This window comes from Bdellovibrio sp. 22V, from assembly GCF_030169785.1.
Taxonomy (GTDB): domain Bacteria; phylum Bdellovibrionota; class Bdellovibrionia; order Bdellovibrionales; family Bdellovibrionaceae; genus Bdellovibrio.
On record NZ_CP125854.1, the window covers coordinates 2982854 to 3005395 of the forward strand.

Annotated in this window: 15 protein-coding genes; 7 read left to right on the forward strand and 8 right to left on the reverse strand. The window is 48.8% G+C overall.

Features of this window, described 5'->3' with window-relative positions; all coding sequences use genetic code 11:
- Positions 1–49: 49 nt before the first annotated feature.
- On the reverse strand, positions 50–2191 hold the full coding sequence (locus tag QJS83_RS14430; protein WP_284605785.1) for a S8 family serine peptidase: 2142 nt from the start codon (positions 2189–2191) through the stop codon (positions 50–52).
- Positions 2192–2287: 96 nt separating this feature from the next.
- Positions 2288–2788, reverse strand: coding sequence for a hypothetical protein (locus QJS83_RS14435; RefSeq protein WP_284605786.1), 501 nt, complete (start codon positions 2786–2788; stop codon positions 2288–2290).
- 24 nt (positions 2789–2812) lie between these two features.
- Here QJS83_RS14435 and QJS83_RS14440 point away from each other — a divergent pair, with 24 nt between their 5' ends.
- Positions 2813–3625, forward strand: a complete 813-nt coding sequence (locus QJS83_RS14440; protein WP_284605788.1) for a substrate-binding periplasmic protein — start codon at positions 2813–2815, stop codon at positions 3623–3625.
- Here the strand turns inward: QJS83_RS14440 and QJS83_RS14445 are convergent, their stop codons facing one another.
- Positions 3626–6235, reverse strand: a complete 2610-nt coding sequence (locus QJS83_RS14445) for an RCC1 domain-containing protein (RefSeq protein ID WP_284605790.1) — start codon at positions 6233–6235, stop codon at positions 3626–3628.
- A 219-nt stretch (positions 6236–6454) separates the two neighbouring features.
- Between QJS83_RS14445 and QJS83_RS14450 the strand changes: the two genes are divergently transcribed.
- Entirely contained in the window at positions 6455–7222 is a 768-nt protein-coding gene (locus tag QJS83_RS14450; RefSeq protein ID WP_284605792.1) for a hypothetical protein, read from the forward strand.
- 12 nt (positions 7223–7234) lie between these two features.
- Here the strand turns inward: QJS83_RS14450 and QJS83_RS14455 are convergent, their stop codons facing one another.
- The 3 genes from QJS83_RS14455 to recG form a co-directional block, all read right to left on the reverse strand.
- Positions 7235–11905: a tail fiber domain-containing protein gene (locus QJS83_RS14455; RefSeq protein ID WP_284605793.1), complete on the reverse strand. Its 4671-nt coding sequence runs from the start codon at positions 11903–11905 to the stop codon at positions 7235–7237.
- Between the two features lie 114 nt (positions 11906–12019).
- Entirely contained in the window at positions 12020–14524 is a 2505-nt protein-coding gene (locus QJS83_RS14460) for a WD40/YVTN/BNR-like repeat-containing protein (RefSeq protein WP_284605795.1), read from the reverse strand.
- A gap of 99 nt (positions 14525–14623) precedes the next feature.
- Positions 14624–16711, reverse strand: coding sequence for an ATP-dependent DNA helicase RecG (gene recG / locus QJS83_RS14465; RefSeq protein WP_284605797.1), 2088 nt, complete (start codon positions 16709–16711; stop codon positions 14624–14626).
- A 60-nt stretch (positions 16712–16771) separates the two neighbouring features.
- Here recG and QJS83_RS14470 point away from each other — a divergent pair, with 60 nt between their 5' ends.
- From QJS83_RS14470 to QJS83_RS14480, 3 genes are all read left to right on the forward strand, one after another.
- The gene (locus QJS83_RS14470; RefSeq protein WP_284605799.1) at positions 16772–17719 is read left to right on the forward strand and encodes an HD-GYP domain-containing protein; all 948 of its coding nucleotides are present in this window, start codon (positions 16772–16774) and stop codon (positions 17717–17719) included.
- On the forward strand, positions 17716–18108 hold the full coding sequence (locus QJS83_RS14475) for a hypothetical protein (protein ID WP_284605800.1): 393 nt from the start codon (positions 17716–17718) through the stop codon (positions 18106–18108). Before QJS83_RS14470 ends, QJS83_RS14475 begins: the two co-directional genes overlap by 4 nt.
- A gap of 103 nt (positions 18109–18211) precedes the next feature.
- Positions 18212–18949, forward strand: a complete 738-nt coding sequence (locus tag QJS83_RS14480; protein ID WP_284605802.1) for a hypothetical protein — start codon at positions 18212–18214, stop codon at positions 18947–18949.
- A 14-nt stretch (positions 18950–18963) separates the two neighbouring features.
- On the opposite strand, the gene QJS83_RS14485 is transcribed toward QJS83_RS14480, so the two are convergent.
- Both QJS83_RS14485 and QJS83_RS14490 read right to left on the reverse strand, forming a co-directional pair.
- Positions 18964–20904, reverse strand: a complete 1941-nt coding sequence (locus QJS83_RS14485; protein WP_284605804.1) for a TonB-dependent receptor domain-containing protein — start codon at positions 20902–20904, stop codon at positions 18964–18966.
- A 13-nt stretch (positions 20905–20917) separates the two neighbouring features.
- Entirely contained in the window at positions 20918–21046 is a 129-nt protein-coding gene (locus tag QJS83_RS14490) for a hypothetical protein (protein ID WP_284605806.1), read from the reverse strand.
- A gap of 86 nt (positions 21047–21132) precedes the next feature.
- Between QJS83_RS14490 and QJS83_RS14495 the strand changes: the two genes are divergently transcribed.
- Entirely contained in the window at positions 21133–21618 is a 486-nt protein-coding gene (locus tag QJS83_RS14495) for a hypothetical protein (protein WP_284605808.1), read from the forward strand.
- A complete protein-coding gene (locus QJS83_RS14500; RefSeq protein WP_284605810.1) occupies positions 21618–22502 on the forward strand; it encodes a trypsin-like serine peptidase in 885 nt (294 codons plus the stop codon). The genes QJS83_RS14495 and QJS83_RS14500 overlap by 1 nt, the downstream gene beginning before the upstream one ends.
- The last annotated feature ends 40 nt before the right edge of the window (positions 22503–22542 follow it).

Genomic DNA, 22542 nt, shown 5'->3' on the forward strand with positions numbered 1-22542 from the left:
GACAGCATCGAGCCCTTTATTAACAATTTCAGCTATTTAGATATGAATCTTAGAGCTCTTTTGCTGTGTACACAAGAGCGTAAGCTTGAGCCCCACCCTTACCTTGCGGAACTTTAAAGCCTTTTACTGAAAGCTTGTAAGTGCCCGCTGGAAGATTCGCCTTCTCGATCATCTCAAGATTGTTGATGTGATCGTTCATGCTCAACGTTTGACCGTTAGGCATTGTCAGAACCAAATCCAAGTCATTGACCAAAGCTTGCGCCGCATTGGCCGAACCCGGAGCATCCGTCCAAACAAGGTTCGCATAAAGGTTGCCTGGGCGAGATAATGTGAATTCGTAGGAAACCTCAGCTCCTTGAGCAACACCTTGGCGGTTGTCGATCATTTGCGTTTGTGATCCCAAATTTACGATATTTGAAACATCCACGCGACCATAACCCTCATCCGAATTTGGACGACGAGTCAAAATCTCTTGCCCACGAGAAGCACCGATCTCACCGAATTGACCTGGATACATGTCAACCGCCGTGTGGATCATCGTCGCTTTCATCAAAGCCGCTGAAGGATTTTGGAAGCCCAATTTTTCTACCAACACTTGACGAGCAATTGCCGCAGCCCCTGCCGTCAATGGAGTCGCCATTGAAGTCCCGCCAGACCAAGCATAGTCTTTATTGTAAGCGCCCCAAAGATCTGAAGCATCTTTCACCTGAGATTTCACGCTTAGGATGTTTGTTCCCGGAGCCACGATATCAGGCTTCACGCGACCATCAATTGTTGGACCACGAGAAGAGAACATCGCAATACCGTTTTCATTGTTGGAGATATAGTCGCTGTAGATAGGTTCTGCAGGCCACTCATCTTTAGCCGCTCTCAATTTGCTGATAGGAACTTGGATACCGCCCGTCGAAACTTTGTTTTCAGAAGCTCCTACAGTCAGAACGTTTTTCGCTGTACCCGGAGACGCCATAGAGTTCGCATCAATACGGCCGTCTTTATTCTTATCCGCACCAGAGTTCCCTGCTGCGAAAAGAATTAGCATATCCGGATTTGCGTAAAGCCACTCATCCACTTGCACCGCGAAGTTGTCGTAAGCTCCGAAAGTACGTGCGCCACCCCAAGAGTTTGTGTGGATGCGCGCGCCATCAGCGTAAGCTTTTGTGAAAAGATCACCCAATTTTGAAGGAACGCTGAGGTTCTTCATCATTGGCGACCACATGCCTTCAGCAACCATTTTCGCCTCAAACGCTCCGCCTTTAAGAAGACCTTTTGAAGCAGTACCGCGACCCAAAACAGAACCCGCAACATGCGTTCCGTGTCCCATTGGATCATCCCAAGACTTCGACCACAAACCAAATGGATAACCGGAGATCACACCACCTGCGAAATCTTGATGGATCGTCGCGATGTTACCAGAATCCAAACCTGTATCGGCCATAGAAACAACCTGACCGCGGCCTGTGAAGCCCATGCTCCAAGCAGCGTCAAATTTCATCACACGTGTGCCGGGCTCATCACCTGTCAAATCAGAGTAGTCGCCGGCAGCCGTCGCAACGACGTCTGAAGTCAAAGTCTCGTCCATCACGAAATGGAAGGATTCGATTTCAGGAGTCGGTTGAACGTGCTCAACACCTGTCAAAGCTGCGACTTGCGCAACAGATCCGCGAGGAACCAAAGCCATGATGGACTTTCCATCAACAACTTGAAGTTCTACTTGAGGATTTAGTTTCGCCATTTTCGCCGCGATAATGCGAGCTTCGTTAGCTTTGAATGTCTTTACAGTGACACTTTGAACAGTGTCTTTGTTGAAGATGCTCGCCGCATCAAAAGAAGAGCTTATTTTATAAGCAGGAGCATATTTCACAACCGCTTGCACTTCTGGGTGAGAATTTTTGAAAGAGATCAATTTCGCAAACGTACCACGAACAACCAAAGCATCGTCTGGAAGATAGCCGAACACTTCAAATTCAGCTTTCAAATTCGCTTTGTCGTTTTCCGTGATCGCTTTTTTGAATTGAACGATGTACTCCGTGGCATGACTTTCCATCATCCATGAAGCTGCATAGTTATTTGCGAGTTTGCTTGTCTCAATCGCCCCCGCGTTGAGCTTAAGCACTGTGCCCGCTTGTGCCGCACTAACGGAAAGAACCGCAACGGCCGTGGTCACTGTGAGATTTTTCACAAGTTGAATCATCTGATACCCCCTCTACGGGAAAAATCAGATCACGACCGAGGTCGGGGTGCAATAAGGAAAATGATTACGCGCTGAGCGAAAACTCGAGAAGTGTTCTTAGAGTTTATGGGCCATCACTGCGAGAGAAAGATTTCCCGCTGTTCTGCCTTTGGAGTTCATGCCGAATTCCATCTCTTGATTCTCGGGAGCGAAGACTTGGGCGCGCTCCGTGATCTTGCTCTGCCCTCTCACACGTTTTGTGACGACGACATCCATATAAAGACCGTCTTTTTTGTTCACGTGAGATTTTTTTGAATAAACTTCGACCAACGTTTCCGTTTGTCCGTCATCAGAGAACTGACTGACAAAACTCTTTTTGCCGGATTTCGCCACTGTGTTGATTGAAATAGGAGATTGGCCTTTAAGACCAACACGCATATTCACCTTGTAAGCAGGTGTTGCCGCGAAAGAAGAAATAGAAAATAAAACGGATGCCGTTACTGCGCTGAAAAAACTTTTTGTCATATCGAACACGTCCTTGTGATCTCTGTTTTCATAGTGACAAGGAATTACACACGTATCAAGAGGAATATTCTGGCTTCCTTGTTTTTTTGCCACTACTCTTTTAGAAAAGGAGCTCTCTTGATTTGCGCAAAAATCGCCTTGGCATTGCTTCTTGTTTTCTTCGCAACCGACACTTTCGCGAAAGAAGAAATCCATCTTTCCACAGGCGATTGGTCCCCGTACATTTCAGAATCCTTAGAGCATCAAGGCTTGATCGCGCAACTGGCCCGCGAAGCCTTCGCTAACGCCGGCATCACCATGGATCTCGGTTTTTTTCCGTGGGTGCGCGCCACGGAACTTTCTAAGGCCGGGACTACGGACGGGACGATCGCTTTTGTACGCCTTAAAGAACGTGAAAAGTTTTACTACTACAGCGACGTGCTTTATACCGGCCAATATGTCTTTTTTCATTTAAAGTCGCGTCCCTTGAAGTGGAATAACATCAGCGATCTGAAAAACATCACCATTGCCGCCACTCGCGGATATGGCGGAATGGGTGAGGAGTTTATTCAAGCAGAGCAAAAAGGAATTATTAAAGTTTTAAGGCTGACCTCGGATAAGCAGAGTTTCAACATGCTTCTTAGCCAACGTGTCGATGCCGTGCCGAGCGACTTGGAAGTGGGATACGTGTATTTGCGCAAACTTTACGGTAAAGACGCGGAAAAATTCACGCACAACTCGCGCGCCATTCAAAAAGCAGAGTATCATCTGGTCATATCCAAAAAAGCCAAAAACGGACCGGCTCTTATTGAGAAATTCAATGCCGGACTTAAAAAACTTCATAAGTCGGGACGCTACAAAGAAATCGTCAGAGAATGGCACGACAAACCGATTTATCGTCAGGCTCTACCCGCAAGCTATCTTGAACAAGCCGAACGCAATCAACACTAACTATTCTCCGATGAGCAAAAGATCCTCAAGGACTTTACTTGAACCATATTTGATATGATTGTCGGTGCCGGCCTGCCCGTCTCTGTTGCGACCCCAACACTTAAGCTCATCCCCATCCAAAATGGCGCAGACATGCTGAGCAACAGCAAGACTTTGCACCGTGCGACCCGCCCCCAGACTCACCTCTGTAAGAGGCGTCATAGAAGCCGCCGTTCCTCCGCGAGAGACTGTGTCTTCATAGCCGAGCTGACCATCGGAATTTCGGCCCCAGCATTTCATTTGGTCGTTATCGAGAATCACACACGTGGCGTACCATCCCATCTTAACCGCTTTCGCCGTTCTTCCGGCGCCGAGATTCACAGTCGTCAAGCCTGCCATCGAGCCCGCCACATTCCCACGATGTGTGAAGTTGCCATAACCGAGTTGGCCATCTGTGTTTTCTCCCCAGCATTTGAGATCGCCGGTATCAAGCAAAACGCATGTCGAATGCAATCCTGCGGCGATAGCAAGAGCAGTTCTGCCCGCTCCTATATTGACCTCTGCAAGAGTCGCCATAGAACCCACGCTGTTTCCTTTGTTTGCGGTCGAATCCGTTCCCAGATTTCCATACCAACCATAACCCCAGCACTTCACGCCGTTGGTATCCAGAATCACGCACGTGTGCATCGCACCCGCTGCAATGGCTTTTGCCGTTCGCCCCGCACCTAAATTCACATAAGCCAGTGTCGCCATTGAACCCGCGACGTTTCCTTTGTTTGTGGTTGAGTCGTAGCCAAGTTCACCGTTGAGGTTCGAGCCCCAGCATTTCACTTGATCATTATCTAATATGGCACACGTGTGCCCCGTGCCTACTGCGAGGCTTTTTGCAGTTCGTCCCGCTCCAAGATTGACATACCCCAGTCCTGCCATCGAGCCCGCCGTGTTTCCTTTCGCTGTCGTACTGTCATAACCTAATTGTCCCGAACCATTCGAACCCCAGCACTTGACTTGATCATTATCGAGAATCGCGCACGTGTAACCTCCCGCGAGGACCACGGCTTTCGCTGTTCGGCCTGCGCCTAAATTGACCGGGGCTAAGGCCGCGATACTGCCTGCGGTGCCTCCGCGCGCGACCGTGTCGTCATAGCCCAATTGCCCTGCGGTATTGCTGCCCCAACATTTAAGATCCCCAGAAGACAGAATGGCGCAAGTGTGGTTAACGCCTGTAACGACTTGAGCGACAGCACCCACCCCGACCGGCGGCAAATCTGCGAGATTAGCGTCAACGGCAGCGAAGTTGTGGGAAATTTCTTGTCCCAGTTTTCCGTGAGTATTGTCGCCCCAACATTTAAGAACGTCGGTGTCTAAAACGGCGCAAGAATAAGAATTCCCCAAAGAGAGCGACTTCGCAGTTCGCCCACTGCCAAGATTCACCGTCGGCAAAGCGGCCATCGAGCCCGGGGTATTCCCGTATTCTTCCGTGTTGTTGTATCCTAACTGACCGGAGACGTTATTTCCGAAACACTTCACTTGATTGTTATCGAGAATCACACACGTGTGATAATAACCAGCTTTGATTTCTTTGGCGGTGCGACCGACGCCGAGATTGACGGGCACCAACGCCGCCATGTCGCCGGGATCTCCGCCGCGATAGTTTTCATCGTCGTAACCGGTTTCTCCGTTATTGCTGTTGCCCCAACATTTCACTTCATTGGTATCTAAAATCACGCAGGTGTGTTCTTCTGCGAGTGCGACTTGTTGGGCCTTGCGACCAGCGCCGATATTCACGGGACCCAAAGCCGCCATTTGTCCCGGAAGATCACCGATGTTATCCCAACTGTCATATCCGAGCTGACCGCTGCCATTATATCCCCAGCACTTTAGATCGTCGTTATCCAGAATGGCACATGTATGCAGACCGCCTGCTGCAATGTATTTTACTTTTCTACCGGCCCCGACATTCACGATCGCGAGGGTCGCCATCTCGTTTGCGTCATCGCCCAAGTCGAAGCTGTCGTCAGAACCAAGCTGCCCATCGCCGCCATTGCCCCAACATTTTATATCATCCGTATCAAGAATCGCGCAGACGTGATCGTATCCCGCCGTGATCATTTTCGCCGTTCTTCCCGCACCGAGATTCACGGCGGAAAGAGCCGCCATACTTCCGACCGTGCCGCCTCGATTGGCGATATCGTTTTGTCCTAGCTGTCCCGCCCAATTATCGCCCCAACATTTGACGTCGCCATTGTCCAAGACCGCACATGTAAAGTAAGAGCCCGTTGCAATATCAATCGCCGTTCGTCCCGCACCTAAATGCACCGGTGCCAGAGAAGAAACCGATCCCGCCGAGGCTCCGCGCGCGACTTGATCGTCATAACCAAGCTGACCGTAATTATTAGACCCCCAGCATTTTACTTCGCCGGAAAATAGCAGCACGCACGTGTGATGAAAGCCCGTTGCGACTTTCTGCACGCGACCGCCGATTTGAATTTTTCCTGTCGGGGTTAAAGGCGGAGTGATCGAGCCCAGATCAGGAAGACTGCCTGTTGGACGAAAAAAATGCGCATCGATATTACAACCACTCAGCAAGAGAACTGCGAAAAATAATTTTAAAAAAGGCTGCCAATTCATGAACGCTCCGACCGTGTTTACGCAACACTCTTCGGTGTTCCCTACATATTTCTTAGTTTATATCTGATAAGTAATCGAAATTCCCTTTGGGCTTTTCAGGGAACGCTGGCTGACGGTCTGGATGTCCTGAAACTTTTCAACCGGAAAAAAATTGCAAAGTGCTTACGGCTCCATTTCGCCGATCTAGGGATCCTCGCGTTTTCGTGGTATTTCTATGTCATGAATTTTCTTGTTCTTCTCTTTGTTTTGCTGACTTCCAATAGCGCTTTCGCGGGCGAAGTCATTGACCACGTATTCACCTCGGGTGGTTATACGTACAAAGCGACGATTATGGACAGCTTCCCTTATCCGTTTGTGACCGTTACAAGTGACAAAGTTCTTTTAATCACACACAACTCCACGTACTGGGATCGCGAACAGATCACCTGGAGAGGAACGGCAAAGCTGGCGGCTTTTTTCCGCCAACAAAATTTTTCTTTATTTTATTTAGCCGATATTCAAGACCGAGCGCATATCGCTAAAGAAAATTACCTGCCTGTGCCGATCGCAGCGAATGAAGTCTATCCGTTTCAGGGCGACACGCACAGAATTATTATGCAAGGCCGACACGTGGTTATTGCGGGAGGAAACTTTACAGTTTGCGCCTGTCAGACGACGCGTTCGGTGATTGCCCTCGCACAAACGCAAGATTTGAACGTTCATTTAGCCATGGATGCCATCTATGAAGGCGTCGGCGGCCAAACGCTGACGCTTAAAGAAATCTCGGACAAGCTTAACGACGAACAGTTTTTGCAGTATTTAAAGCAAGATTACTTCAATCCAGATTTTCTGCCTTGTCCTGAAGCCCTTTTAACGACGAACCGGACGTTTAAGTACAGAATCTATCGCCACGACAAATTTCTCGGCGAGGTTGGCAACGGAACGACTTCGGTTCATCTTTATTTTGCTGACAGCGAGGCTGTTGTTCAAAGGCTTGCATCCTACTAATATTTGCCGCTGCTATTTTTGATAAACAGCCTTCTCCAGACGATCCAGGCGCGATTTGATTTCTGCAAGTTCTTTCTCTTTTTGAGCCTTCTCATTTTCGAGCATTTGGATGCGCTGATCTTTTTCTGCCACGGTGGATTTTAACTGTGTTATTTCAGCGTATAAAGCCTTGAGAGCCGAGACAAAGGGCGCCACCAAGTGAGAGTAGTTCACCGATTTCATCCCGTGGGCGTCGGTGTCGACAAGCTCTGGATAAATCTTCTCAATTTCTTGCGCGATAAATCCCAATTGCAGACGCTCGCCGTGTTCGGGGTTTTTCCAGTGGTAGCTGACACCTTCGACTTGCAATAGCTTATTCAACTCTTGCTGAGGCGACAGAGATGCGATGTCTCGCTTTAAACGAACGTCAGAAGAGTCGGTGATACCAAACGCCCGCAGCGTGCCGTTCACATCCAGCCTATAACCCGGAGCTGTTGTGCCAATGCCGACATTACCTAAGGTATTGACGTGAATTCTTGGCGAGTTGTTTGTCCAAAGTTCTAAGACACCGTCCGAAACCCAGTCCAGTCCCGTGTCGTTATCACCAATTGTCAGCGCAAGAGAAGGTGTTGTCGAACCCCACCCGGAAGTATCGTACACATAAAGTTTGTCCTTGATGAAAGTGTTACCCTCAACGTGGAGTTTCGTATTTGGATTTGTCGTCCCGAGACCCACATTTCCGCCGAAATAACTTTTCGTGCTTCCATCCGCATAAATCGCGAAGTTATTCGTGGCCTTCGTCAGGTTTTGTATAAAGAGTCCGTATTGATTTGTGGGAGTTCCCGTTCCTCCGCCGTTTTCCGCGTAGTAACCGTAGGCATTCGTGAGCGTCTGCCCCGCGCTGCTGTCTACCCTCGCCCAATGCGACATGGCCTCTGTTGTTGTTCCACCGGCTGCTCCGCCTACGATAAGCGATTGGACTCCCACCGTTTTGGCAAGCGTGCCACTTGTATGACTGGGGTAAACGTTAGCGCGAATGCCGGCTTTCCAGTTCGCACTGTTTTGCGTGAAATAGGTCTGTGTCAGCAACCCGTATTCTTCCCCTGCATTATTCACATTGAAGTTCTTGTAAACATGCAGCGGATAGGTTGGCGACGTTGTTCCAATACCGATATTTCCGTCGTCATTGATCGTCATACGCACAGCACTGTTGGTTGTGCCATTAGGGATCGTCGAAAAGTGCATCGCGCCCCCTTGCGCCGTGGTCGAGTGATCTTCCGTCGCAAGCACTTGTATATTGTTTGTAGGAGGCGTGATCGAATTGGCGTCGACGAATGAAATCATTCCAAGACTTGCGCCATTACTCACGGTGCCGGATCTCATTGTCTGAAAAACAGGCGCGGTCGCGCTCGATGTAGCTGTCGTGTTATAAAAAGTGGTGCCGACAGCATTAAAGCGAGCCACAAAAGTTCCACTGGCAGAGATACCGACCTGCCCCGCCGTGGGTGAGTAAATTCCCGTCGTTGTGCTGCCAGAGAAGGCCAACGATGGAGCCGTGTTCGTTCCATTCGGCATTAAAATCTGTCCGGTGCCGATATGCAAAGTGGAACTCGGTGAGCTCGTACCAATACCCACATATCCTGAACCAGAAATGCGCATGCGCTCACTCACGGTCGTGGTGTTGTCAGTCCGAGTAGAAAAAGAAATGTTGGTGCCAAATCCGCTGGCGCCGCCGGTGCCCTCCAAAGACGACATGATATAAGCATCCCCGCCTGTCGTCCCAGGAGACACGTTATTTAAAGACGTAAACTGAATGGCTCCGATTCTATCCCCACTGGCTGCCGTTGGCTGATCTCCTCCCAAACGAAGAACACCATGGGATTGATTTGAGTTGCCACCCGTTCCCGTGATACCGACATAACGAGAAAATGAGTTGGATGTTTTTCCCAGCGTAGGGCTATTCGTACCGATAGCGATGTTACCATTCGTATCGACGGTCATTCGCGTGGTTCCGGCAGTTTCAAAGCTAAGATTAAAAGCGTCATTCGTTCCGAGGATTGTTGCGCCTCCAAAACTATTACCGCCATTCGTAAAAAATCCCAGCGAGGTATTACTGGAACATCCCATCACTCCGGAAGCATCGAAAGTGATAAGCTCACCCAAAGCACAATTAAATACGGTGACGGCAGAACCCGTTCCATTGCTTGCAAGAAGGCGGTTTGCCGTTAAAGATGTCACACCCGTTCCGCCTTTGCTGACTGGCACCGTGGGCAGTTGTGACGTCGCGATAGTTCCGCTGATATCACTAAAACCTAAAAGAGCATTCACCCAGTTTGTGCCGTCGTATCTCAGCGTCTGACCTGCAGCATAAGCGACAGGCGCCACTGTTTTGCCTTTGATTTTATCGACACTTGTTGTGCTTGAAGTTCCGCTGACGTCTCCACTAAACGTAGAGGCCGTACCTAACTTATCATTGAAAGTATTCCAGTCCGTCGAAGTTAAAAGCCCTGTCGTAGAGGTGTTTGCTGTTGGAATCGCAACATTGCTTGCCGCCGTCAAACGCCCTTGCGCATCGACGGTGAAGGTTGGGACTTGCGTGGCTGAACCGTAAGAGCCCGCCGTCACTGAAGTGTTCGCCAAAGAAATCGTTCCCGTCGTCGTCACAGGTCCGCCGGTAAGTCCCGTTCCGGTTGCAACACTCGTCACTGTTCCACCGCTTCCGTTAGCGGAAGCAATCACATCCCAAGAAGTTCCATTGTCGCGATAGATTTTTAAAGTGTCCGACGCGACATAAAGACGTCCCGCAGTACCGGCGCTTCCTTTCGTCGCATCGGTGCCGGATTTAATGCTCGGTGTTCCCCCGGTATTTTGAACGGCGTCGGTGACTCCGTAACCACTGAGAGTCGTTGGTTTTCCCGTTGTGATTTTACTCCAATCCAACGCCGGAATGTCCGTGGCAGACAAAGTCGTTCCCGAGGTCACTCGGCCTTGCGCATCTGTTGTCACTTTCGTGTAGGTTCCCGCCGTGCCCGTGTTCTTAAGACTGACGGCTCCAGTTCCTGAGATCGTCGCATCCCCACTGAAGGACGACGGAGCATACTGAGTTCCATTGTAAATTAAAACTTGCCCTGTCGTGGGCGCCGTTGCGCTCACCGCGGTGCCTTTGATTTTGTCTACGCTTGTCGCATTGTAAGTTCCGGAAATATCACCGCTGAAAGAAGTCGCTGTGCCAAGTTTGTTATTAAAAGTATTCCAATCCGCGGAAGTAAGTAAACCCGTCGTGGCAGTATTAGCCGTTGGAACCGCAACATTGCTTGCCGCTGTCAAACGCCCTTGTGCATCGACCGTGAAACTTGGAACTTGCGTGCCCGAGCCGTAAGAACCTGCCGTCACTGAAGTGTTCGCCAAGGAAATCGTTCCCGTCGTCGTCACAGGTCCACCGGTAAGTCCCGTGCCGGTTGCAACACTCGTCACTGTTCCGCCAGCATTGCTGTCATTCGCAGGCGCCCACTTAGTTCCGTCATATTTAAGAATCTGCCCGGATGTCAGCCCTGTCGTATCAACGGTGACACCTTTGATTTTATTTACAGTGACCGCGCCAATCGTTCCACTCACGTCACCTGCGACCGACACATTGATCGCCTGACATAAAAACGAACCGGAGACGGAATTCCAATAAGGCGTTTCATAGACCGCACAGTTCGCCCCACCTACTGCAGAATTAAAGGCCGATACCGTAAGGTAGTTGCTCAAAGTCGAATTCAGATTCGTCACATCACTCATGGCAATTGCGGAGCCCACCCATTGTGTGCCGTCATACTTTAAGAAATGACCATTCGACGGAGCTGCGGAAGAAACAGCCACACCTTGGATTTTAGCGACCGAAGGGTTCGGATAAGTGCCGCTCAGATCTCCACCAGCACCGCCTGTGGGAGGACGAGCGTCGCTGAATCGGGCATCATCCCCTGCAGCCACTGTTCCCGCTGTCGTACCAACATGTAAAGTTAAAGCCGGAGTGGATGTCCCATTCACCACGCTAAGATAAGAATTCGTCGACGTCACCGAAGTGACCGTACCTCCGCTGGCGCCGCTGACGGGAGCACACGCCAACGTCGTTCCATTCCAACTCAGAAATTCATTTGTCGCACAAGTCGGAATTCCCGCTTTCAACAAAAAATCACTGGCGATATTCGTTCCCAATTTTTGCGATGAAAGCGCATAAGCAGAGTACGGAACGGAACGAATCATATTGTCGGGAGAAATCAATCTCCATCCGTTGCCGTCGTGAAACTGCGCTCGCAATAATCGTCCGTCCGAACTCACGGGAGTGTAAGTGCTCGTCCCATCCGCACAAGTATAACCAGCGCAAGCGCCGCAATTAAAAGTCTTGGAGTTATTAAAAGCCTCAAGAATATTCGTGCTTCCACTCAATGGATAATTAACAGTTCCCTTGCCAATCGGAACGTCAAACACCCCTTTGGAGTTTGCCATGTTGATGCCGGTAACTTGCTCTTGAAAAACCACGCACTGGCCCGAGGGATCGGTAATCTGAAAAATAAAACTGACGTTGGAATATTCAAGCGGGTTTCCGTCGGATTTTAAAATACGCCCTTGATAAGTCAAAGACCCTGGCGACGCGAACAAAGCGCTCGACCAGAGAATCATAAAACTGATCCAAGAGACGTACCGACAAAAGAGTGTCATAGATTATTTATCGGATTTTTTTGATGATTATTTAACAGGCCTATATAAAACTGCTCGCATTTCTCATGAGTTCATTAATCCGTCTCAGAATGAAACGGATTAATTACATGAACTTTAGTGCGACGACGTAGTCAGCGATCTTAGCATTGCGCGTGCACCAAGATATGGATCATTGTAGGTGTAATTCAACAGAATATCCGACGGTCCAAGATATATAAATTTATCCTCGTGCAATTCCACGTCATATTCATCGACGGTTTCACCGACTAATCGTCGTTGCTGCGAACTTTCCATGACGACCCAAGCCCCCGACGCTTCTCCCGCTTTCACAACGGCCGTTTTATGTGCGGTATCTGCCACCATGAAATAGATTTCATTATCGATCCATGCAATATCTTTGATACTGCTGCTCGGGGCATTGCTAGATGAACTCCAACTTACACCGTGGTCGGTAGAAACGAAAAGACCACCGCCATCAGAAACGAATATTTCACCTGAGGGGCTCTGCCTTAAGGCTGAGTTAAAACTATAGTAGTCTCCCACAAAAGCTCCTCTAAAGGATTCTGTCCAGGTCACACCACCATCTCTTGATTGATGCACAACGCATCTGCCATTGCCTCCGGTTCTCTCACGAAGCTCGACATAAAGATTCCCTATATCGTCGACCAACACGGATTTTAAAGTTATGTCGTCAATTCCTCCGGGGGTCGTTAGTGCCGTGACTTCGCTCCAAGTCACTCCATCCGTTGACTTGTGGATGCGAATGGTTAAGCCGTCATCATAGGCGAAGATGGTTTCAGTATTCCCTCGCTTTGCGAGCAGCATCTTATCACTGTATCCTGCGCCGGCATAAAGCACGTCCGTCCACGTCACACCGTCTGGAGAGCGGCGGATAAGTCGATCGGCTCCTTTTATTCCTACGGCGTAAAGACCCCCATCATGACCTTGTATAAAATCGTGAACGTAAGTTTGGCCGGAAGGAAGTTTGAAGCGATCTGCCTCTTGCCAGGACACCCCATTGTCCAAGCTTTTCATAATCAACCACGGCCAACCGCCTTCTTCGTCGCCAGTATCAAAAACTGCATACAGTGTGGTTGACGATGCGCGAATGATCTTCGTCAACGAACTCCAAAAGGCCCAGTAAAAACGTACTTTTCCCCGCTCACTCCAATTCACTCCATCGTCCGCAGAAAAGGCGCTTGTCGATTGATCGCCGACATGATTGTAACTAAATGCCAACACCTTGGAGCTGGTGGGATGGGATGCAATGGACAGTCCGTACGGTTTATTTGTTGATCCAAACTGCACATCCAAATCGACGACGTTCCAAGTGGCACCACTGTCAGCGGATCTCACGACTTTCCAATCCGCTGTGGATGAAACGCGATTACCGCCGACGGCGACAAGACTGCCAGAGCTTGTCAGCGTCATCCCCTGCAAGAAGCTTTGTCCGGAGTAAACTTCTGACCACGTAACTCCTGCATCCGTGGTTCTATAGATCTTGCCGGAGCTTGAAACCCGGCATGAGTAAAAGGCCGTCGTGTTGCTGACAACTTTGAGACTGCCACGAAGTTGATAATCTCCGTAGGGAGTGACTGCGGGAATGCTTGTTGCCGGAGTCCATGACCAAACTCCCGCATTTTCTTCGCCCCTCAAAAAATACATCGTATTCGTTTCACCCATAATGAACAGTTGACCGGACGGTGAAATTTCAATTTGATAAGCAAGCGCATAGCTTCCCCCACCCGGAACACCACGATAGATCGTTTGCCATGTCATTCCGTCATCTCGACTTTCTCGTACGATCCAATCAGAACCCAACCCCGAATCGGCATACCCCACGGCATAAATAAATCCAGTTACCGGAGAAACAGCAATATCGTAACAAACATGGTCTCCCAGAGGCGGCTCCCACCAGGCGTCGACAGTGGTCCACGTCGTTCCCTCATCAGTAGAACGACGAACGAACCAACCAGAATTTGGATCTGATGGAGTCGTGTCATAAAGATAGGCATAACCACAAACAAAAACCATACTCCCCTTTGCCACCATGGAGAGAGGGTGTGATTCACCGAGGTAACTGAATCCCATAAACTGATCGACACGACTCCAGGTCGCACCATCGTCCGCGCTTCGATAAGTGGCCCAGCGCTCTCCCATATAGTCACTGCCAATCGCCGTTGCCAAAACATGGCCAGAACTCAACCATACGGCATCCGAGACATAGTTTTGATCCATCTCCGTAACTTGAGGCATTTCCACCTTCATAAAAGGCGCGAAGCCTTTTCGACGAATGGTAACGGCAAATGTTTTTCCAGTGCTGTCGGTGATTTCGACGGTCTCATTTTCAAGGGGAGCATTAACGGGAATTGAATACTCCCCCGCCGATGTGTCTAAATATCCAGAAGTTGCAGGCTTGTAACTAAAGGGCGGAGTGCCACCGAGTGGCTCCAATTTTTTTGTGGAACCTACATCCATTATAATAGAAAGAGGAATGGCTTCCTCTTTTAAAGATAATGCCTCCTTTTCAAGAAACGCTTCTATCGTGCAACCTGACGATAGTAATACGATCATGAAAAGAACCAGTCCCTGAAACGCGCAAGAAATCGACTGAATCATGTTTTATTTATCGGAGTTTTTTAACGCTGTTTTAGCACCCAAAATAAGAAAAATTCGAAAACCCGTCTTAATTCGAGACAAGAAATCTGCTGATTTATTTTATGCAATCCCGGCGAGTGCCGCGGGACCATGCTCTCGTAAAAGCTCGGCGCGCAACTCTTGATTTTCGACGTAGCTGAGTTTGGGATCTTTCTTTAAAACTTCAAAGGCGGCTTGGCGAGCATCTTGAAGAATCTGCATGTCGCGCACAAGATTTGCCATCTTAAATCCTGAAAGTCCTGATTGGCGTGTGCCCATGAATTCTCCGGGGCCGCGCATTTCCAGATCGAACTCGGCGATCTTAAAACCATCCGAAGTTTTTTCCATCATCTCCGTACGCTGACGTCCTTCTTCAGAGACCGCATAGCCCATAATCAGAATACAAAAACTTTTGTATTCTCCCCGACCGACACGTCCGCGCAATTGATGTAATTGCGAAAGACCGAAGCGTTCGGCGTGCTCGATAATCATGATGTTAGCATTGGGAACGTCAACGCCGACTTCGATAACGGTCGTAGAAACCAAAACTTGAATTTCTTGGTTTCGGAATTGTGTCATGACCTGATCTTTTTCGTCAGGCTTCATTTTCCCGTGCAAAAGGCCGAACTTCACTTGCGGAAATTGTTCTTTGAGTTTTTCGTATTCGGAAACAGCGTCTTTGAGGTCAATCTTTTCACTCTCTTCCACAAGAGGATAAACGATGTACGCCTGCCGCCCTTTTTGCAATTGCTCAAGCATAAACTGCAAAGCTTGCGGTCTTTTACTTTCATAAGTCGCGCGCGTTTGAATCGGACTGCGTCCTGCCGGCATTTCATCGATAATGGAAACATCAAGGTCGCCGTACACGGTCATCGCTAAAGTTCTTGGAATCGGCGTCGCTGTCATCACCAAAAAATGTGGTGATTTGCCTTTGTTTTTTAGAATCCCGCGCTGCTCAACACCGAAGCGATGTTGCTCGTCGATAATAACAAGCCCCAGATTTGCAAATTGCACTTCATCTTCAATCAAAGCGTGCGTTCCAATAATCAGGTCTACGTCGCCGGCTTGAAGGTTTGCGAGGATTTGTTTTTTCTCGGACGCTTTGGTTTTTCCTACGAGCAATGCCAAACGGATTCCCAAAGGTGATAAAACTTTTTGCGCGTTCTTAAAATGCTGTTCAGCGAGGATCTCCGTCGGCGCCATCAAGCAGGATTGAAAACCGCTTTCGGCCGCGTAAACCGCCGCCATAAAACTCACCAAAGTTTTACCGCTACCTACGTCGCCTTGAACCATGCGATGCATAGGGTGCGGCTTTTCCAAGTCTGCTTTGATTTCCGAAAAAACTCTTTTTTGCGCACCCGTCATTTCAAACGGCAGAGATTGCGCAAGAACTTTTAGTTTTTCGCCTTTGTTTTGAATTTGCGGAGCGCCTTCTTTTTGAAAGCCTGTTTTTTTGGACGCCAAATAAAGTTCAAGCCAGAAGAATTCATCGAAAATAATTCTTTTCTGCGCAGCACTTTTGAACTCCGCGTACTCTGCGGCTTTAGCGGGATCAGGAAAGTGAATTTCTTTAAGCGCGTCTTTGCGCGGACGCAGATTGTATTTTTCGAGAATCCATTTGGGCAAAGCTTCTGTCGGCCATTCCTCGACTTGCGCGAAGGCGGCACGTATCATCTTCATGATCTTTGCTGTCGCGAGCCCCTCAATTTCGGTGTAAAGCGGAATCAACGCATCTTTCGTTTCTTCGTCAGGCTCAATGTCTCGAATGTCAGGATGATGGAATTCAATGCGACCGCGATACTCCGTCACTTTGCCGACAACTCGAACTTCGGTGTGTGGCTTAAAGCGTTCAAAATATCCTTTGTACGGGACACGAAAATATTTGCAGTGAATTTGTCCTGATGAGTCGCGCACGACAACATCATACATTTTGCGCGCCGATCGCCCCATATTGATACTGTGAACACCGACAACAGTCGCTTTGATACTCACGATATCGTCCGGTTTGAGACTGGCAATGTTGCGAGCGGCTCTCTGGTCTTCGTAAGCTCGCGGATAGAACTCAAACAAATCCCCTAGAGTCTTTAACCCTTTGCGCGTGAAGAGATCTCCCAGTTTGGGACCGACTCCTTTAAGGTACTGAATTTGCGTGTCTAGACGAAGGGCCATGGCTTTCGATTATTCAGGATTTTGTATCTAAGTCAATGTATCCATGGCAGAATTTTAACTATGGAGTCTTCTTCTTTCTTTCGCATCCGTCTCAGCACCATCCGTCCTGACAAAGTCACCTCTTTCGACATCTACGTTTATGTAGATCAAAAGCATCTCTTGTATTTGCGCGCAGGCGACCGCCTGTCTGATGGAAAAATCAAAGCCATGCATCGCAAAGACACCGGGGATTCGTTCTTTGTGCGCACGGAAGACAAACAAAAGTATCGTGATTGGGTGCGTGAGGAAATGAACTCAAGCCTTATAGATCCTTTCGAAAAGGCGAAAATCCTGCGCGAGTCTTCAGTCGCTTTGATGGAAGATCTTTTCGAAAATCCTGACGTTAACAAAGCCCTCGACGATTCCCGCCCGATCATCAAAGACTTTATTGATTTGATGGAGAATGCCCCTGAAGCGATGGGCTTTATGATTTCCCTTTCGGGCCATGACTTCTATACTTACAACCACTCCTTGGATGTGAGCATTTACTCTCTCGGCTTGGGCAAAGCCTTGGGCTATGACGCCAATACGTTGGAAGAACTCGGCGTCGGCGCTCTTTTCCATGACATCGGTAAACGCAACGTCAGTCTCGATATTCTGTGCAAAAAAGGCGGCTTGACGGATGCGGAGTGGGAGCAGATGAAAATGCATCCTCAATATGGCTTGGTCATTTTGAACAATCACCCGAACATCAGTGACGCTATTAAAGCGGCGTGCTTTGAACATCATGAATCCTGGGCCGGCAACGGCTATCCTCAGCAACTGGTTGCCGATGAAATCCACCCGTTCGCACGTATCGTGGCTATTACCGATACCTACGATGCGATGACGACACAAAGATCTTACAACGTCCCGATGACTCCAACAGACGCGGTGACGATGATGAAAGAAAAACTGGCGGGCCGTTATGATCCCGACATGTTGAAAGCGATGTATTCGGTTTTATTTAAGATCAAGGTGGCTTCATGAAGATCGTTTTTCATTCCTTGGCTCTTATTGCGAGCGTGCCCCTTATTGCCTTCGCCATCGAACCGACAAACCCTTCCGGCTTCTGCGACCGCTTTATCGGTGAAAAAGATATTGAGCTTTGCAAAGGCCGCACAGAAAAAGACGAAGTTGATTGGTATGCCGCCACGATTTGCAATCTGCAAAAAGATGACAAAGCCTTTTGGACTTGTTGGGACAGCATCAAAGGACAAAGTTTTAATCCTCAAGCACTCGATGCCTGCGGAGACAGTGCGGAGCTTTCCGACGAACAAAGACTTTCCTGCGTGCAAGCAGCCAAAGGTTCACGTAAACCCGCTTCTACATCCCAAGACGGTCTTTTCCAGCCTTTAAAATCCAAGGTTCGCTATTAACAGCCCGGCGAGCTGCCGAATGTTTTAACACCCTTATGTAATTTATTCTATGCAACGCGAAGGTCTCCCCTTCGCAATGGGAAGTTTGCTAAAACCTTCCCTTATGGAAAAAAAGTCGCTCCTTTTCTTGGTATTTTCAGTTCTTCTTGCCGGCGGTTGTAGCTATCCTTTTCAAGAACTCGGTCTTTACAAAACCGACGGTGCGGGTATTCCTGGCCTGGGCTCTTTGCAAACAAAAGCAGTGAATTTCGAGACTGTGAAACTCACAGCCATGCGAACATGTCTTGAATGTCACACGAGCGGCAGTCGCAGCATGGATACGGCTGAAGAGGTGCTCGCGCAAAAAGAATCGATCTTGAGTGCTGTTCACAAGGAAAGCATGCCTCCTCGTTCCAGCGGTTATAAGCCCTTGACGGCCTGTGAAAAACAGATTCTAGAGACGTGGATTGAAGACCAAACTCATGAGCGCAAAAGCACGCAAAAAGTCGGACAACTCGCGGCTTGCGCAGGAGTTGAAGCTCCGAAAGAAAAACCTAAAACCGATTTGAAATCCTTGGAGTTAAGCTTTGCCAATCTTCAAGCCGAAATCTTTGGTCCCAAATGTATGGCCTGCCACTCGCAAGAACGCGCCAAACGCACTGTTCTTGAAGACGTCAATGTCATCAGAGAAAAAGGCTTCCTTAAAGAAAAAGCGGAAGACAGCATTCTTTATCAAATCGTCGTGCCGGGGCTTTATAAACGCTTCATGCCCCCACAAAACGGCAAGTACGGCATCGCACCTTTAACTGCGGATGAAGTCGATTACCTCAAACGCTGGATTGATGCAGGGGCTCCTCTTTAAGAGCCCCTCTTTCTTTAAAATAAATAGCTCATTGTAAATCTGAAATCGCGACCCGGTTCGTACACGGTGTTCTCGCCTCCTTGCACTTGGTAAGGCGTTCCTTGCGCGATATACTTTTTATCGAAAATATTTAAGATGGAAAGTCCCCAGCGCCAATGCTCATTGGGAATCCAGCTCGCCGCTATGTCATGCGTATCGTATCCCGGTTGCTCCCGACTTCCTGAGGGTACATCGGTGAGTTTCAAAGTCACTAAACTGTCCCACGAAAGCAAAACATTGTAAGGCACGACTTTATAGTCAATACCCAAGACGAAGCGATCACCAAAAGAGCTTCCCTGATTGAAAGCGATGTATCCCAGCGGTTCGTCGCCGTACTCCGATTTATTATGCGCATATCCGCCCCGCAGGGAAAACACATCCTGCGAATAAATGGCGTTGATATTGACCCCTTGGAATTTCAAATCTTCCTTGGCATTCGAGCGAGTCATAACACCGGTGATGCGGTTCGTGCTCACGTCGATCGCATCACGCATCACAGTTGAATAAAAAACGGTGTCAAGATGCACAGAAGCCCATTTCGCCTGCACGCCGACCTCGGACGTTTCTGCGGTCGTCCCTTTAAGATGCACCACCGGAGTCACCGTTTTCACATTACTCATTACAAAGGCCTCCATCGGCGTAGGCCCTTTAAAGGCTTGCGACCAAGAGACGTAAGAACTCCAAACCAGGTTCCATTGATAGCTCAATTTAATATTGGGACTGAAGTGATGAGCATTGATTATTTGGCCGGCAACGTCTTCCAAATCATAGCTGTCAAAACGAAGACCGGCAGAGATCTTCCAATCTTCAGCCAGCTGGATCTGATCTTGCGCAAAGAGCCCGAAAATTTTTCCGGTTTCTGCTTCCGTCCCTGTCGCGCGCTCCCCTTCAGAGCGATCCACGTTATAGTCCGTCCCTATCACCATAGAGTGCAAAGAGTTGAATTCGGTTTTATTTGCAATCTGGCCGCCAAAACTTTGCGCGTACGCTTGCGATTTTCCCGTCGCACTCTCCTGACTTAACGTCGTTTTTGTTACGTAAAGTTCAGAGCGCAGATTCACCCAGGAACTGATCGGAGCATAAACGTGTTGCAAAGTATACGTTTCACTTCCGAACTTCTGGTCGTTCGGAGGATTGAATGGCAAATCACCGAAGTGCGCGCGCAAAGAACGTTTGGCATTGTCTTCACGAAGATTCGCTGTGACCGTCAGCTTTTGCACTTCACTGACAGCAATAGTCAGCTTTGCAAGTCCGCTTTTGGGTGTTCCCGCGGTGTAGTTGACGGCGTCGCCGCCTCCGGCATGATAGTTTCCTGAATCTGCGAAATTTCCATAAAGCAAGTAACCGGCCGAGTCCGTGGCTTTACCAAAAACTCCAAGGCTTGCGCCTTTCTCGTCTGCGTTGGTTGTATAACGGAGTTTTGCAAAAGCACCATGACGTTGCCCCGGCAAAAGAAGGTCTTCTGGATCTTTCGTTTGAAAACGCAGACTGCCGCCTAAGGCACCGGGTCCTGCCAACGCGTTTCCTGTGCCCGCCTCAATATCGATTTCTTTTACCAGTTCCGTATCGATACTTAAACGACCTTGATGGTGAAAAAGATAACCGCTCTGGCGAGCGCCGTCGATAGTGACATTGAGCTGCGTGTCTTCCACACCGCGCACGTAAACTTTTTGTCCAGCTTTCTGCCCTCCGCCGACAATCACATCGGCAACACCTTTCAAGGATTCTTTGACGTCCTCCGCCTGCGTTTGCTCTAAGCGCTCTGAGCTGATGATCGTTTTCGAGGGGGTTTTCGCGTCGTCTTTAATTTGAATAGTTTCAATTTCCGACTCATTGGCATTTTCTTGGGCGTGGACCATCAGTGGCGAGAATAAAAAAACAAACACTGATAGTTTGAACCGCGAATTAAATTTCATTGCGCTTTCTCCTTCACAGAAGAGTTTCCATAAGCACTTCGCTTGCGGAACGCAAACGCTTCGGCGCCTTAGAAGCGAATTGAAAAGAGGAAGAAAGCGCAGAGATAACGTGTTGAGAAGACGAGGTGTTTTTAATATTCATGTCTAATGTTTTGACAGCCTTAAAATGTTTTCTCTGTCTGTGCATCAAGGAACTGCACGTGAAGCCTCTCTGATATAGTCACGCCTATGAAATGGGTTTTTCTTGTCACTATTCTTTTTGTTTTGTCGACATCTTCATTTGCCAGCGTAAAAACGCCCGCGTGCATGGATCGCAAAGATCGCATGACGTTTAATGAGAACAAGGTTCTTGTCTATCGCAATATGATGGAAAAGAAATTCACCGCGCGTGCCTTTGTTAAAGGCGCCATCGTGCGCCTGATGGAAGACCGACAAAAACACATTCACTTCGAAGTCGACTTCGACAAAGACTTTTCCACCAGTGACGATCGCATCGAAGTCATCTACAACACCAAATTCGGAGAGATTCCCGATTTCCGCGCCGGTGATGAGATCATCGCTTGCGGTGACTTTGTGGCGGACCCTTATTCTCCTCACAAAGGCGTGATTCACTGGGTGCATATGAATCCGAAAAAGGGCGGTCCCCATGAGCACGGTTTTCTTATCATTAACGGCGTCCTGACTGGACAAGTGAATCCCAAGCCGGTGAAGTAATGTCTATCCTTCGCAAAACTCTTTGGGTTTCTTTCATCCTCACGGCTTGCGCTCCAAGCAAAGAAACTTACCAAACCGATGAGTTGCAAAAGAATGCGGTTATCTATGGCGACGACTCGCGCGCGGAAGTAAGCGCCGCTTCTTCCGTATATGCTCTCGCAAAAGCCACCGTCACTTTGGTGGAAGAACGCCGGCTCGCTGATAAAAAAACTTTTTGGCAAATAAAAACCCCGACACTGCAGCAGTCTTTTCCGCTGTGCCCTGACGAAAAATTTTTAGATCAACCCGCTTTGGGGTTTTGCACAGGTGTTTTAGTGGCGCCGAAGGTTGTGCTTACGGCCGGTCATTGCGTCACCGCGAAAAACTTCTGCCAGGAAACCCGCTTCCTTTTCGGCTGGACCGCACCGGTGGCAAAAAGTTTGAGCGTTTCTAAAGACGACGTTTACCTCTGCAAACGCATTCTTAAAAGCACCCTACAGCGGGGAAAGTTGGATTATGCCCTTATCGAGCTTGATCGCGACGTCACGGACGTCACACCCGTCACTTTCGCGACAAAAACTTCCGTGACCGTGGGAGAACGAGTTCTGAGCCTTTCGTATCCCTTGGGCCTGCCGTTGAAACAAGACTTCGGCAAAGTGTTAAGCTACAACGACAGCATGAGTTCGTTTAAGGTGGAGGTTGACACATTTAGTGGCAGCTCCGGCTCTCCGCTTTTCAATGCGCAAGGAGAGCTTCTGGGAATTCTTAGCACAGGTATGGAAGACATTCTGGAAGATGACATCTATCGCGTTCAGAAAGAAGGCGGCTGCCTTGGCTTCAACCGCTGTCAGAACGGCACTTGTTTCGGCGAAACCTTTACGAAGGCCTCGCACATTGACCTTTAGCACTTTTACGAGTCGCTCTTCGTAAGACCTCTATAAAGTA

Bases quoted from the DNA above. Each gene is read 5' to 3' on its own strand.
- QJS83_RS14445 (WP_284605790.1), bottom strand. From the start codon at position 6,235: ATGAATTGGCAGCCTTTTTTAAAATTATTTTTCGCAGTTCTCTTGCTG.
- QJS83_RS14495 (WP_284605808.1), top strand. From the start codon at position 21,133: ATGAAATGGGTTTTTCTTGTCACTATTCTTTTTGTTTTGTCGACATCT.
- recG (WP_284605797.1), bottom strand. From the start codon at position 16,711: ATGGCCCTTCGTCTAGACACGCAAATTCAGTACCTTAAAGGAGTCGGT.
- QJS83_RS14450 (WP_284605792.1), top strand. From the start codon at position 6,455: ATGAATTTTCTTGTTCTTCTCTTTGTTTTGCTGACTTCCAATAGCGCT.
- QJS83_RS14460 (WP_284605795.1), bottom strand. From the start codon at position 14,524: ATGATTCAGTCGATTTCTTGCGCGTTTCAGGGACTGGTTCTTTTCATG.
- QJS83_RS14430 (WP_284605785.1), bottom strand. From the start codon at position 2,191: ATGATTCAACTTGTGAAAAATCTCACAGTGACCACGGCCGTTGCGGTT.
- QJS83_RS14475 (WP_284605800.1), top strand. From the start codon at position 17,716: ATGAAGATCGTTTTTCATTCCTTGGCTCTTATTGCGAGCGTGCCCCTT.
- QJS83_RS14455 (WP_284605793.1), bottom strand. From the start codon at position 11,905: ATGACACTCTTTTGTCGGTACGTCTCTTGGATCAGTTTTATGATTCTC.
- QJS83_RS14490 (WP_284605806.1), bottom strand. From the start codon at position 21,046: ATGAATATTAAAAACACCTCGTCTTCTCAACACGTTATCTCTGCGCTT.
- QJS83_RS14480 (WP_284605802.1), top strand. From the start codon at position 18,212: ATGGAAAAAAAGTCGCTCCTTTTCTTGGTATTTTCAGTTCTTCTTGCC.
- QJS83_RS14485 (WP_284605804.1), bottom strand. From the start codon at position 20,904: ATGAAATTTAATTCGCGGTTCAAACTATCAGTGTTTGTTTTTTTATTC.
- QJS83_RS14500 (WP_284605810.1), top strand. From the start codon at position 21,618: ATGTCTATCCTTCGCAAAACTCTTTGGGTTTCTTTCATCCTCACGGCT.
- QJS83_RS14470 (WP_284605799.1), top strand. From the start codon at position 16,772: ATGGAGTCTTCTTCTTTCTTTCGCATCCGTCTCAGCACCATCCGTCCT.